Raw genomic sequence first — 12,966 nt, 5'->3', positions numbered from 1 at the left:
GATTTAATTCAGAAGTGGAGAACGCCTAGTTCTTGACGAATAGTAGCAATATCCGATGGCAAGGATAAACCATTGCCATTAGGTGAGGTGTGACCTAAGGCTTGCAAGTCCGTTTCTACCATTAAGGCTACGAGTTCTGGAAAAGTAACAGAAGGTTGCCAGCCCAGCTTTGCCTTGGCTTTACTGGGATCACCAATTAGCAAATCTACTTCTGTTGGACGCAGATAACGCTCATCAAAATCCACATAATCTTGCCAATTTAGATTTACATGACTAAAGGCTAACTCTAAAAATTCTCTGACTGAGTGAGTTTCTCCTGTCGCTACTACATAATCATCTGGCTGTTCTTGCTGCAAAATCAGCCACATTGCTCGGACGTAATCTTTGGCATAACCCCAATCTCGCTTGGCATCCAGATTACCCATATACAGTTTTTCCTGTTTCCCAGCAACAATTCTCGCTACAGCTCTGGTAATTTTTCGGGTAACAAAGGTTTCCCCACGACGGGGTGATTCGTGATTAAAAAGTATGCCATTAGAAGCAAACATCCCGTAAGACTCACGGTAATTCACTGTTTGCCAATGGGCGTAAACTTTGGCACAAGCATAGGGACTACGGGGGTAAAAGGGTGTCGTTTCACTTTGGGGTACCGCTTGAACCAAACCATACATTTCTGAGGAACCGGCTTGATAAAAGCGTACCTGAATACCTGTGCGTCGTTGATAATCACGAATGGCTTCTAGTAAGCGCAGTGTTCCCATGCCCACTGCGTCAACTGTATATTCTGGGGAATCGAAGCTGACTCTCACATGAGATTGAGCGCCTAAGTTGTAAATTTCTGTTGGTTCGACTTCTTCGAGAATGCGTCTTAGTGTTGTCCCGTCTGTCAAATCACCGTAGTGAAGAAATAGTCTGACTCCTTGTTTGTGGGGGTCTTCATAAATGTGATCGATACGGTCAGTATTGAAGGTAGAAGTACGCCGAATAATCCCATGAACTTCATAACCTTGCTCTAGAAGAAATTCGCTCAAGTATGAACCGTCTTGACCTGTAATCCCAGTGATCAATGCTCGTTTTTGTGTCATGCCCTGTGTGTACCTTTTCATGTTTGATTAAATATTTCTATGCCAATAAATAATGGCCTAGAAAGTCAGCACTAAATTGCGTAAAAATTGCCTAACCAATCATATTCGTCAATTGACAGCAGAGGTCTTAGCAAACCACGTCTACTGCGCGATCGCAACAATAATTATTCACATAGTTCTAATTTTGATTTATCCTTTGAATAAGCAACTGCTTCAGTGCCAGATAGATAAAAATTCCGTTCGTAGTGCAGTAACGTTTCCAGAGTCGCTTAGGTTCTTGTATTAAGCGATATGCCCATTCCAGTCCTAGTTTTTGCAGCCACAAAGGTGCGCGTTTGTGGATTCCTGCATACATAGGAAAAGCTCCACCTAAACCAATCATAACTGCCTTAATTTTACCTTTATTTTGAGCCATCCAATACTCTTGTTTGGGACAGCCTAATGCTACAAAGACCAAACCAGCCCTACTTTGGTTAATGTTTTTGATTAAAGCATCATTTTCTCCTGGAGTTAAAGGGCGAAATGGTAAAGGTTCCATACCTGCGATTTTTAAATCAGGAAATTGAACCTTAAGTTTTTGTCTCATCTGTTCGAGAACTCTTGTTTCACTTCCCACAAAATAAATACTGATGTTCTGTTGTGGAGCAAGTCTGCATAGTTCTAGTAAGATATCCAAACCAGCAACACGATTTTGATTTTTCGCCCCTAATAGTTGCAGCATCCAAACTAAAGGCATACCGTCAGGAGTAACAAGATCTGCATTTTCTAAAATACGGGCAAAACTCGGTTGTCTATATGCCTCTATTAGCATGTGAACATTTGCTACACAAACAACCATGCTTTCAAAGTTCTTAGCCCATTGCAGAATTATCCCTATTTGCTCATCAAACTTTAATACATTTACAGGAGAATTGACAATTTTTTGTGTAGGTATAGCTTTGGCTTGTTTACTTACGTAATACTGGTGTTCTATCATTCTGACTGCTGAGGTTAGGTAATATACAGCTAAATTAAGCTTCTGATAAAATTTAGACTGTATATCGCTGGTGTATTCACTTAGGTAGTATCACACCAATTTTTCTTCTAAAAAATAATTTTCTCTTAAAAGTTAATTGAAGTTTTAATAAATATTAAGTAATGTTGCGTAATACATAGCATTTTTGCCTTGACAAAAAACTATATATATGGGTGCAGAAGTTAGAAATACTGCTAAGGTATTCCACAATCAGTAGACTGAAAATTTTTGCGATGCCTTCTCTACGAGACGCTACGCGTAGCAAGATCCCGAAGGGTACGGGGGGCGTAGCGATCGCTAAAAAATAGTAGTCTATAATACCAAGTTGCAAAAGTTAGTCTTGTTTGGAATTAAGAGTACGGTAGAGATACGGTCACTTGGATCTTAGATCCGAACGCTTCTAGGACTTACGCACTGTACAAATCAGTCATGGTATGTGTTCACGAAAATAGGTCGTTTCAGGCTTTGATTAATCATTCTTTGATCGTAGATAGACGCACGCTGTAGGGGCACAGCAATGCTGTGCCCCTACGACAGATGTGGTTTTTCACATCATTCATATTTGGTCTTTCGTGTCAATGCGTAAGTCCTAGCTTCATTCGACCTCTACTCTGGCTTTGTAATCTTGTTAGAGCAAGTTGGGCCTATGAATGAAGAATCCCCACGCCTTTAGGCTGGGGAGTGTCAAGAGACTGAAGCTAGTTAGCTGGAACTATTCTATTGCTCTACTTAAAATGGGCGATACTGGATTTGAACCAGTGACCCCATCCGTGTGAAGGATGTGCGCTACCCCTGTGCTAATCGCCCAAGACTAGCTATTATATCATAGTTTTTACCAAAAAAATTGCAGCTTTTAGTTATAAGAGAATAATCGATCAAATTCAAACTCCGATCGCTCCCCCCAACACCTCAACACTAGCCACGAGAGTCACGGAAGATTCATTTCTTTAGTTTATCTAAAGTCGCATCTAACTTCTCAAATTACCTTTCTAAGATAGAAGCAGCAACCATAAACTTGCGACATACAACCCAACTAGCAGCTAGTGGCTACGGAGAACACAAAAATGACTCAAGCGCCAGAATCTTTAGATTTGTCCATCAACGACGCTACAGACAAAGCTTTAGATCGTGATTGTACTACTCTATCGCGTCACGTTTTACAGCAACTTCAAAGTTTTTCGGCAGATGCACAAGATTTGAGTGCGCTGATGAATCGCATCGCCCTGGCTGGTAAACTCATTGCTCGTCGCATGAGTCGGGCTGGTTTAATGGAAGGCGTTCTCGGATTTACCGGAGAAGTGAATGTCCAAGGTGAATCCGTCAAAAAGATGGATGTTTATGCCAACGATGTCTTTATCTCAGTATTTAAGCAAAGCGGCTTAGTTTGTCGCTTAGCTTCTGAGGAAATGGACAATCCCTACTACATTCCCGAAAATTGCCCCATTGGCCGCTATACCCTGCTGTATGACCCAATTGATGGCTCATCCAACACCGATAACAATCTCAGCTTAGGTTCCATTTTCGCCATTCGCCAACAAGAAGGCAATGATAGCGATCGCCAAGCAGCTGACCTCCTCACCAACGGACGTAAGCAAATTGCTGCCGGATACATCCTATACGGGCCTAGCACTATGCTGGTTTATAGTATAGGTAAGGGGGTTCATTCCTTTGTCCTCGACCCCAGCTTAGGCGAATTTATTCTCACAGAAGAAAATATCCGCATTCCCAACCACGGTTCTATTTACAGCGTCAATGAGGGTAACTTCTGGCAATGGGAAGAATCAATTCGAGAATATATCCGTTACGTCCACCGCACAGAAGGCTATACCGCTCGATATAGTGGGGCAATGGTGAGCGACATCCATAGAATTTTAGTTCAAGGCGGCGTATTTCTCTACCCAGGGACAATTCAAAAACCAGAAGGTAAATTGCGCTTGCTTTATGAAACCGCTCCTCTAGCCTTTTTGATTGAGCAAGCAGGCGGGCGTGCAACTACAGGACTAGTAGATATCTTAGATGTAGTGCCGAAAAAACTCCATCAGCGGACACCTTTAATTATTGGTAGTAAAGAAGATGTCGCCAAAGTGGAGTCTTTTATTCAAAACGGTCATTAGATGAGGATGAAAAATCGTCAAAGATGCATTTAGATTTCATTAATTAAAGGTTAATCATGGTGATTTAGGATTAGGAATGCATAATAGCAGTTCTTGAAAATAAATTAAGGATTATCTCAGCTGGTCGATGCGATAAGTGATTGGCAGCGGCACAATTCAAAAGTCACCATCAAAAATCAACAGTATTTAACACTTAATAACCAACAGATGTTAACTGATAGCTGTTTGAAAATTTGATGGATGCCAACTTCACTAGGAAACATCATACAGGAGTGAAACAAACCAGGTTATGGCAACCAATCATCTACTAGAAATTAAGCAATACGGTCAAAGTATCTGGATGGATAATTTGAGCCGTGACATTATTCAATCAGGCGAACTCCGAGACTTAGTTGAAAATCAAGGAATTTCTGGCATAACTTCCAATCCAGCGATTTTTGAAAAAGCGATCGCTGGTAATGTCATTTATGATGCCGATATCGAAGCTGGAGTCCGGGCTGGCTTACCAACATACAAAATTTACGAATCGCTGATTTTTGCAGATATTCGTAGTGCGTGTGATATTTTACGCCCTGTTTACGAAGCCTCGAATCGCCTTGATGGTTATGTAAGTATCGAAGTACCACCTACCATTGCCCATGATACCCAAGCAACAATCAGTGAAGCTAGGCGGTATTTCCAAGAAATTGGCCGGGAAAATTTGATGATTAAAATTCCCGGTACTGAAGCTGGTTTGCCAGCAGTAGAACAGGTAATTGCCGAAGGCATGAATGTTAACATCACATTGCTGTTTTCTGTAGAAAGCTACGTAAACACAGCTTGGGCGTATATTCGGGGTTTAGAAAAACGGGCAAGTGGAGGTGAAGACATCAGCAAAATAGCTTCAGTTGCTAGTTTCTTCCTCAGTCGGATTGATAACAACATTGACGCCAAAATAGATGCTAAGTTGAAAAAAGGTGTTGATGATATTGCCGTGGAAGCGAAGCTGAGAGCTGTGAAAGGAAAAGTAGCGATCGCAAACGCCAAGATTGCCTACCAAGAATATCAGAAAATCATTAAAAGCGATCGCTGGCAAGCCTTAGCAGCAAAAGGAGCGAAAGTACAGCGGCTACTGTGGGCTAGCACCAGCACCAAAAACCCCAGCTACAGCGACGTGATGTATGTCGATGAGTTGATTGGTAGAGATACCGTGAACACCCTACCACCAGCCACCATCAAAGCTTGTGCCGATCATTGTAACGTAGGCGAACGTTTAGAAACAAGCGTAGATGAAGCTTACAAGCTGATCGAAAACCTCAAAGATCCCGATATCAACATCGCGATCGACACCGTAATGGATGAACTCTTAGTTGAAGGTATTGACAAGTTCATCCAGCCCTTCCAGTCCTTGATGAACTCTTTAGAAGAAAAAATCAAGGTATTGTCACCAGTGTAGAGGCTGGGGAGTGGGGGTAGAGACTAGGGACTAGGGACTGGGGACTGGGGACTAGGGACTGGGAAATAAGATTAAATACTATTTTCCAATACCCAGTACCCAATACCCAATCCCCAGTACCCAATCCCCAATACCCAATCCCCAATCCAAAATCCAAAATCTAAAATCCAAAATTCCTATGGTCAGTCTGCTAGAAAATCCCTTGCGCGTTGGTCTGCAACAACAGGGGATGCCCGAACCCCAAATTATAGTTATCTTTGGCGCTTCCGGTGACCTTACCTGGCGCAAACTAGTACCAGCACTTTACAAATTGCGGCGAGAACGGCGGATTCCACCTGAAACTACCATCGTCGGCGTAGCACGTCGAGAGTGGACGCACGAATACTTCCGCGAACAGATGCAGAAAGGTATGGAAGAGGCACATCCCGATGTCGATTTGGGTGAACTCTGGCAAGACTTTTCTCAAGGTTTGTTCTACTCTCCTGGCGATATCGACAAGCCGGAAAGCTACCAAAAACTGAAAAATTTATTAACTGAATTAGACGAAAAGCGGGGCACGCGGGGCAATCGGATGTTTTACCTCTCCGTTGCTCCGGCATTCTTTCCCGAAGCAATTAAGCAGCTAGGAACCGCGGGAATGCTAGAAGATGCCTACAAACATCGTCTGGTAATTGAAAAACCCTTTGGTCGTGACTTGGCTTCAGCCCAGAGTCTCAACCAAGTGGTACAGAAATTTTGTAAAGAAAACCAAGTCTATCGTATTGACCACTACTTGGGTAAAGAAACAGTCCAGAACTTACTGGTGTTTCGCTTTGCCAATGCGATTTTTGAACCATTGTGGAATCGTCAATTTGTTGACCACGTGCAAATTACCGTGGCAGAAACCGTGGGCGTGGAAGACCGGGCTGGTTACTATGAAAGCGCCGGCGCACTACGGGATATGTTGCAAAACCACTTGATGCAACTTTACTGCCTGACAGCAATGGAAGCACCCAACGCAATGGATGCTGACAGCATCCGTACAGAAAAAGTGAAGGTACTCCAAGCTACTCGTCTAGCTGATGTTCACAATCTGTCACGGTCAGCAGTGCGCGGTCAATATAGTGCTGGCTGGATGAAGGGTCAAGCAGTGCCAGGGTATCGGGAAGAACCAGGTGTTGATCCCAAATCCACTACACCCACCTACGTCGGAATGAAGTTTTTGGTAGATAACTGGCGTTGGAAAGGTGTTCCTTTCTACTTGCGTACCGGGAAGCGGATGCCGAAAAAAGTCAGTGAGATTTCCATTCACTTCCGCGAAGTTCCGTCTCGGATGTTCCAATCTGCCGCCCAACAGGCAAACGCCAATATTTTGGCCATGCGGATTCAGCCGAATGAAGGAATTTCCCTGCGCTTTGATGTGAAAATGCCAGGGGCAGAATTCCGCACCCGTTCCGTGGACATGGACTTTAGTTATGGCTCCTTTGGCATCCAAGCAACTTCCGATGCCTACGATCGCCTTTTCCTTGATTGTATGATGGGCGACCAAACATTATTCACCCGCGCCGACGAAGTAGAAGCAGCTTGGCAAGTAGTAACTCCAGCCCTTTCAGTTTGGGATGCACCCACAGACCCAACTACTATTCCCGAATACGAAGCTGGTACTTGGGAACCAACCGAAGCAGAATTATTAATTAACCAGGACGGCCGTCGCTGGCGCAGACTGTAAAATTTTAGATTTTAGATTTTAGATTTTAGATTAGGGACGGTGAAATAGGGAATAGGTAATAGGGAATATGAAAAACTATTACCAATTACTAATTACCAAATTACCAATTCTTAATCCAAAATCTCAAATCTCAAATCTCAAATCCAAAATCCAAAATCCAAAATCCAAAATTGACTATGGCTCCCCAAGCTCCTACTATTTTTTCACTTCAAGCTCCGAAGGATATTTCGCTTACAGAAATAGAAGCGGAACTTAATCAAATCTGGCAAAGTTACGGCATTACCGGCGAAGATGGTGGACTTCCTGCTGCTACTCGCGCCACGACATTTACTTTAGTGGTTTACGAACCAGAAGAAACCCAATATCTTTTGGCGAGTTTAGGATTTTATAACGGGCCACTTGATGGGATTTTAGGGCCTCAGATGGAGGCCGCCCTGCGGCAAGTACAGATAAAATATGCACTGCCAGAAACCGGAACTGCAACACCCGAAACCCTCGTTACATTGCGAGAAGAATTCACCAAACGTCAGGGAAATTCACTGAACGGGGATAATGGTTCTGTTTCCTATAACTTAAATGCCCCAAGCCCCAGGATAGCCGATGAAATCGCTCTCCGTAACCCCTGCCGGATTATTGCCCTGTTTCCCATTGCGGGAGAAGATGAAGGCGTCAAAGCTCAAGTTTCTGCTTATTGCCCCATTCAAAAGCAATCCTCAAGCACACTCATCTGCTGTGAATACATAACTCTCAGTGGCACCGCTGCTGCTTTGGAACGCATAGGTGGCATGATTCCAGCATTGTTGATTGGTGGCTTACCCAAATTTCTTTGGTGGAAAGCAACACCAGACCCCAACAACACTTTATTCAAGCGGTTGGCAGCAGTTTGCAATAACGTGATTGTGGATTCTTGCCGCTTTAACGAGCCAGAAAGTGATTTACTCCGCCTAGAAGAATTGGTGGAAACTGGTGTTCCCCTAGCTGACTTGAACTGGCGTCGCCTCTCAGCATGGCAGGAATTGACAGCTGAAGCCTACGATTCACCCCACCGTCGCGCCGCCCTCAAAGAAATTGATAGAGTCACAATTGATTACGAAAAAGGCAACCCCGCACAGGCATTGCTGTTTTTGGGTTGGCTAGCAAGTCGGCTACAATGGCAGCCAGTTTCCTATCAAAAGGAAAGCGGAGATTACGACATCACTCGTATTGGCTTCCTTGCCCAAGACCAGCGACAAGTAGAAGCTGAATTAGCTGGAGTTCCTGTTGCTGATGTGGGTGAAATTGTTGGTGACTTGATTGCTATCCGCCTAAGTTCCACAAATCCCAAGGCAGACTGCGGTACAGTAATCTGCTCAGAAACCGGTGGTTGTATGCGGATGGAAACACACGGTGGTGCCCAAGCCGCAGGTCTGTTTCAACAAGTGAGTTCACTCTCAGAACAAAAGGCGGAAGCATTGCTGAGTCAGCAGGTGCAACGCTGGGGTCGGGAGTCACTTTTTGAAGAAAGTCTAGGAGTGATAGCGAAAACTTTTAAGTTGGGAACAAATAGTTAGCTTCGCCTAGAAAGAATAAAAGTTACTAAAATTAGGAAAATCAAACACAACCCCTCCAGATTTTTAGATATTCCCAAAATCTGGAGGGTTTTTGTATACAGAATTTTTTTCAACAATCACATCGGATTCCTATATCAATAATTCAAGGCAAGAGACGGGATAAATCGCCGTCTCTACAAATCGGATATTTTGCTGTTGCTTTTCCCAAATTTATTGAAAAGATACGTCGTATTTGCCTCCACGCTCAAGTGCCCGTTTGTAAGCAGGTCGCCCATGAATGCGATCGATAAATTCTTTTAGCTTTGGGCGGTTCTCGATGTCTTCTCTTAGCATGGCGACTACTTCGAGGGGAAAGCTCATTTGGATATCGGCGGCGGTGAATTCCTCACCTGCAAACCACGTACTTTTACGGAGTTCACTTTCTATGTAGTCAAAATGAAGTTTGATCTGAGGGGCGACAAATCCCCTAACGACGTTGCTATCTCCTTCACCGAAATTGTTCAAAACCAGCCGCATTACCAAAAGTGGCATTGCAGAACCTTCGGCGTAATGCAGCCAATATGTATAGCGCAGATGCTCAGGTGTATCGGATGCCGGAACTAGGCGACCATTGCCGTAGCGATTAACGAGGTATTCGATGATGGCGCCTGACTCAGCGATGGTGATCTCTCCATCTGTGATCACTGGTGACTTACCGAGGGGATGAACTTGGCGCAGCGACTCCGGTGCCAACATCGTCTTTGGATCGCGTTCATAGAATTTAATCTCGTATTCGATACCTAATTCCTCAAGTAGCCATAGCACACGCTGCGATCGCGAGTTGTTAAGATGATGAACAATGATCATAAAAAGGTTTCTCTTCTCGTGGCTTATCACTATCCGATCTCAGCTAATCTCTAGCTATTAATCATTATTAGACAAACTTTTTCAGCCTAACTCCCCTAATTGGCTGGTTTTCTTCTTTTTAATTGGTATAACAAGTTCATTTGTTTCATTTATGGCGTTAATCATTGCTGGAGAACGTAGTGGGGTGGGCAAGACAACAGTCACGCTCACCCTTTTAGCATCTTTATGTCGTCGCGATCGCCCCGTGCAATCTTTCAAGGTCGGCCCAGACTATATTGACCCCATGTTTCATCAACATGTAACCGGTCGTGCTTGTCGAAATTTAGACCCAGTACTAACTTCTGAAGCCTACGTTCAGCAATGTTTTGCCCATCATAGTCAACTAAGTGAATATGCCCTAGTGGAAGGGGTGATGGGATTATTTGATGGTGTGAAGGGGAGTAGGGAGTGGGGAGTGGGGGAGATGAGGGAGATGAGGGAGATGAGGGAGACGCGGAGAATAACCAATGCCCCATGCCCAACTGACTTTGCGAGTACGGCACACATTGCGCGGCTGTTAGATTTGCCTGTGGTGTTGGTGATTGATTGCAGCCGTTTGTCTGGTTCTGTAGCAGCGATCGCCCACGGCTACCAATCTTTTGATCCCCGAATTAAAATGGCTGGTGTGGTACTCAATCGAGTGGGGAGCGATCGCCATCTCTCTCTCCTCAAAGACTCCCTAGAATCCCTACAATTACCGATTCTCGGTGTGCTGCGGCGTCAAGATAACATCGCAATCCCCGATCGCCATTTGGGTTTAATACCCACAGCCGAACTCCCCGAACTCGATGCTGTAATCAATCGCCTCGCCGATTTAGGAGATACCTGCTTCGATTGGCACAGCTTATTACCTTTGTTAAAATCCCCCTCATCCCCCTCATCCCCCTCATCCCCCTCATCCCCCTCATCCCCCTCATCCCCCTCATCCCCAGTCAGAATTGCAGTAGCCCGCGATCGCGCTTTTTAATTTCTATTACCAAGACAATCTCGATTTGCTGCAAAAACTGGGTGCAGAACTAGTTTACTGGAGTCCTCTAATAGATGCCGAACTACCAAAAGATGTGCAAGGAATGTATTTTGGGGGTGGTTTTCCAGAAGTTTTTGCCCAGCAATTAGCAGAAAATATCAGCGCCCGTAATGCAGTCAAAACAGCAATTCTTCAAGGAATGCCCACAATTGCTGAGTGTGGGGGATTGATGTATTTATGTGAGGAAATTATCGATTTTGAAGGTAAATCTTGGTCGATGGCAGGAGTTTTACCAACATCTGCTCTGATGGGTGGACGTTTAACTTTAGGATATCGTCGTGCTGTAGCTTTGCAAGATAACCTGTTAGTGAAGGCAGGTACAACTGTTTACGGACATGAATTTCATCGTTCTCGTTTAACCTCAACTCCTAGTCAGCCCCTATTTGAAACTTCTCGCTACGATTGTGAGGAAAATATGGGATATGAAGGATGGGGTTTACCTGTAAATGTTCATGTTTCTTATGTTCATTTGCATTGGGGAGAAAGTGTAGAAATTCCACAGCAGTTTCTTAAAGAATGTCTGAAATTTGCATTTTCAAAGAAGCGATAAATCGGCGTCTCTACAAAGAATTGATTGTAGAGACGCCGATTTATCCCGTCTGGTGCCTTAATGACTTTGGCTACTTTCATGATTTCTTCAAATGTTCTAAATAAACGGCAACCTCTATCGTAATGCTGTTACATCTTTGTTAAGAATCGTTACAAAAGTCTTAACACAAGGAAATAATTCTTATGGCCGTTTCACTTGAGAATAATCTATCACATCAGGTTGTAATAGTTGGTGGTGGCTTTGGTGGACTATATACAGCAAAACATCTTGCAAAAGCTAATGTAAATGTTACTCTCATCGATAAACGTAACTTTCACCTATTTCAGCCACTTTTATATCAAGTTGCCACAGGAACACTATCGCCTGGTGATATTTCCTCACCATTGCGAGCTGTATTCAGCAAAAGCAAGAATACAAAAGTATTGCTGGGAGAAGTAAATGATATTGATCCAAAGGCACAAAAAGTTATTTTGGACGATCAAGTAGTATCTTATGATACATTAATTGTCGCTACAGGTGCTAATCATTCCTATTTTGGTAAAGATAACTGGAAAGAGTTTGCGCCTGGTTTGAAAACTGTTGAAGATGCCCTAGAAATGCGTCGCCGGATATTTGGCGCATTTGAAGCAGCGGAAAATGAAACTGATCCCGAAAAACGCCGTGCTTGGCTGACTTTTGTGATTGTAGGGGGCGGTCCGACTGGTGTAGAATTAGCAGGTGCGATCGCTGAGTTGGCACACAAAACTCTCAAAGAAGATTTCCGCAACATCGACACCTCAGAAACAAGAATTTTACTACTGCAAGGGGGCGATCGCATCCTGCCACACATTGCGCCACAGTTATCTCAAGCAGCAGCAGAATCTTTGGAAAAGTTGGGTGTGGTTATCCAAACTAACACCAGGGTGATAAATATTGACAACGAGATTGTTACTTTCAAGCAAGGCGGTGAAGTGAAAGAAATTGCCTCAAAAACTATATTGTGGGCAGCAGGTGTAAAAGCTTCCCCAATGGGGCAAGTCCTAACAGAACGCACAGGTGTAGAGTGCGATCACGCTGGACGTGTGATTGTAGAACCAGACTTGACTATCAGGGATTATAAAAACATTTTTGTAGTAGGAGATTTAGGCAACTTCTCCCATCAAAATGGTAAACCCTTAGCTGGTGTTGCACCCGTAGCCAAACAACAAGGAGAGTATGTAGCTAAACTTATTCAAAAACGGCTTAAAGGTCATACTTTGCCACAATTTCATTACAACGACGTAGGTAGTTTGGCGATGATTGGGCAAAATTTAGCTGTTGTAGATTTAGGCTTAATCAAGCTCCAAGGATTCATTGCTTGGGTATTTTGGCTACTAGTTCACATCTACTTTTTAATCGAGTTTGACACTAAATTATTAGTAGTATTTCAGTGGGCATGGAATTATATTACTCGTAATCGTCGCTCTAGATTGATTACAGGTCGAGAAGCTTTTGTAGAAGCAAAAACTGTTAGCAATAAAAGTCATGTCGTTTCCGGTTAAAAGAGATTTAGAATGGGCTACGCCCCGCTGCGCTAACAGAATTCAGTAATCTTTTAGTGGGGAATTTATACCCGCCA

At 43.7% G+C, this 12,966-nt stretch carries 10 protein-coding genes and 1 tRNA gene; 7 read left to right on the top strand and 4 right to left on the bottom strand.

Features of this window, described 5'->3' with window-relative positions:
- Positions 1 to 8: 8 nt before the first annotated feature.
- From gmd to IQ276_RS07640, 3 genes are all read right to left on the bottom strand, one after another.
- Entirely contained in the window at positions 9 to 1,085 is a 1,077-nt protein-coding gene (gmd, locus tag IQ276_RS07650; RefSeq protein ID WP_193913343.1) for a GDP-mannose 4,6-dehydratase, read from the bottom strand.
- Between the two features lie 178 nt (positions 1,086 to 1,263).
- A complete protein-coding gene (locus IQ276_RS07645; protein ID WP_193913340.1) occupies positions 1,264 to 2,061 on the bottom strand; it encodes a WecB/TagA/CpsF family glycosyltransferase in 798 nt (265 codons plus the stop codon).
- A 774-nt stretch (positions 2,062 to 2,835) separates the two neighbouring features.
- A tRNA-Val gene (locus IQ276_RS07640) sits at positions 2,836 to 2,907 on the bottom strand.
- Between the two features lie 257 nt (positions 2,908 to 3,164).
- On the opposite strand from IQ276_RS07640, the gene fbp reads away from it, so the two are divergent.
- The 4 genes from fbp to opcA all read left to right on the top strand — a co-directional run bounded on the left by fbp (position 3,165) and on the right by opcA (position 8,907).
- Complete coding sequence (fbp, locus tag IQ276_RS07635; protein WP_193913338.1) at positions 3,165 to 4,214, top strand: class 1 fructose-bisphosphatase; 1,050 nt, start codon at positions 3,165 to 3,167, stop codon at positions 4,212 to 4,214.
- 289 nt (positions 4,215 to 4,503) lie between these two features.
- A complete protein-coding gene (gene tal, locus IQ276_RS07630) occupies positions 4,504 to 5,649 on the top strand; it encodes a transaldolase (protein WP_193913336.1) in 1,146 nt (381 codons plus the stop codon).
- A 178-nt stretch (positions 5,650 to 5,827) separates the two neighbouring features.
- Positions 5,828 to 7,357, top strand: coding sequence for a glucose-6-phosphate dehydrogenase (zwf, locus tag IQ276_RS07625; RefSeq protein ID WP_190875836.1), 1,530 nt, complete (start codon positions 5,828 to 5,830; stop codon positions 7,355 to 7,357).
- Positions 7,358 to 7,533: 176 nt separating this feature from the next.
- On the top strand, positions 7,534 to 8,907 hold the full coding sequence (gene opcA, locus IQ276_RS07620; RefSeq protein ID WP_193923651.1) for a glucose-6-phosphate dehydrogenase assembly protein OpcA: 1,374 nt from the start codon (positions 7,534 to 7,536) through the stop codon (positions 8,905 to 8,907).
- Between the two features lie 210 nt (positions 8,908 to 9,117).
- Here opcA and IQ276_RS07615 read toward each other — a convergent pair whose 3' ends face one another.
- Positions 9,118 to 9,753, bottom strand: a complete 636-nt coding sequence (locus IQ276_RS07615) for a glutathione S-transferase family protein (RefSeq protein ID WP_193923649.1) — start codon at positions 9,751 to 9,753, stop codon at positions 9,118 to 9,120.
- Positions 9,754 to 9,904: 151 nt separating this feature from the next.
- On the opposite strand from IQ276_RS07615, the gene IQ276_RS40905 reads away from it, so the two are divergent.
- From IQ276_RS40905 to IQ276_RS07605, 3 genes are all read left to right on the top strand, one after another.
- Complete coding sequence (locus IQ276_RS40905; protein ID WP_373690477.1) at positions 9,905 to 10,759, top strand: cobyrinic acid a,c-diamide synthase CobB; 855 nt, start codon at positions 9,905 to 9,907, stop codon at positions 10,757 to 10,759.
- 25 nt (positions 10,760 to 10,784) lie between these two features.
- Complete coding sequence (locus tag IQ276_RS40900; RefSeq protein WP_373690475.1) at positions 10,785 to 11,369, top strand: hypothetical protein; 585 nt, start codon at positions 10,785 to 10,787, stop codon at positions 11,367 to 11,369.
- A 182-nt stretch (positions 11,370 to 11,551) separates the two neighbouring features.
- Positions 11,552 to 12,889: an NAD(P)/FAD-dependent oxidoreductase gene (locus IQ276_RS07605; RefSeq protein WP_193923816.1), complete on the top strand. Its 1,338-nt coding sequence runs from the start codon at positions 11,552 to 11,554 to the stop codon at positions 12,887 to 12,889.
- Positions 12,890 to 12,966 lie beyond the last annotated feature (77 nt).

Origin of the sequence: Desmonostoc muscorum LEGE 12446 (genome assembly GCF_015207005.2) — a bacterium.
Classification (GTDB): Bacteria; Cyanobacteriota; Cyanobacteriia; order Cyanobacteriales; family Nostocaceae; genus Nostoc; species Nostoc muscorum.
Note: the sequence above shows the minus strand (reverse complement) of the source record. Positions and strands in the feature narration are given on the sequence as shown.

Coding starts and splice junctions, on each gene's coding strand:
- opcA (WP_193923651.1), top strand. CDS start 7,534: ATGGCTCCCCAAGCTCCTACTATTTTTTCACTTCAAGCTCCGAAGGAT.
- gmd (WP_193913343.1), bottom strand. CDS start 1,085: ATGACACAAAAACGAGCATTGATCACTGGGATTACAGGTCAAGACGGT.
- IQ276_RS07605 (WP_193923816.1), top strand. CDS start 11,552: ATGGCCGTTTCACTTGAGAATAATCTATCACATCAGGTTGTAATAGTT.
- IQ276_RS40905 (WP_373690477.1), top strand. CDS start 9,905: ATGGCGTTAATCATTGCTGGAGAACGTAGTGGGGTGGGCAAGACAACA.
- IQ276_RS07645 (WP_193913340.1), bottom strand. CDS start 2,061: ATGATAGAACACCAGTATTACGTAAGTAAACAAGCCAAAGCTATACCT.
- IQ276_RS07615 (WP_193923649.1), bottom strand. CDS start 9,753: ATGATCATTGTTCATCATCTTAACAACTCGCGATCGCAGCGTGTGCTA.
- fbp (WP_193913338.1), top strand. CDS start 3,165: ATGACTCAAGCGCCAGAATCTTTAGATTTGTCCATCAACGACGCTACA.
- zwf (WP_190875836.1), top strand. CDS start 5,828: ATGGTCAGTCTGCTAGAAAATCCCTTGCGCGTTGGTCTGCAACAACAG.
- tal (WP_193913336.1), top strand. CDS start 4,504: ATGGCAACCAATCATCTACTAGAAATTAAGCAATACGGTCAAAGTATC.